The 431-nt window shown below is 62.9% G+C and carries 1 pseudogene; it reads right to left on the minus strand.

What is annotated here, in order from left to right:
• Window positions 1-82: 82 nt before the first annotated feature.
• Window positions 83-431, minus strand: a pseudogene (locus ACU8YC_RS28350) (aldehyde dehydrogenase (NADP(+))); the annotation flags it as partial.

Genomic DNA, 431 nt, shown 5'->3' on the forward strand with positions numbered 1-431 from the left:
AGCTATTGCTCAGGCGAGAACGATACGAATGAGTCGTGCATCTACTACGGCGGTTGTAAAAGTGGACTCGGCATGATCGGGTTCAGAGACGTACCAGCCATTCCGGCGCATCCTGAAGCGCCACCGGGCGAAGGAACCGATCGAGCGCAGCGTGTCCGACCGACGTCGTGAACGCCTGCGTTGACGCGGGCCAGGGGCCACCGTGCTGCTGAGCGGCGGTGATGGCCACGCCGGTGGGGACACCGCTGAACAGCACGCGCCCTGCGATGCCCATAGCCACCCGAGCCAATCGAAGGTTACCGGCTGTGGCGGATTCCGCGCCCCAGATGGTGGCCGTCAGGCTACCCTCGATAGCTTGCAGAACCTCTACAGTCTCATCAAGCGTAGCGACCTTGACCACGATGCAGGCGGGGCCGAAGATCTCTTCACGC

The organism is Citrobacter sp. VF227, from assembly GCF_052950715.1.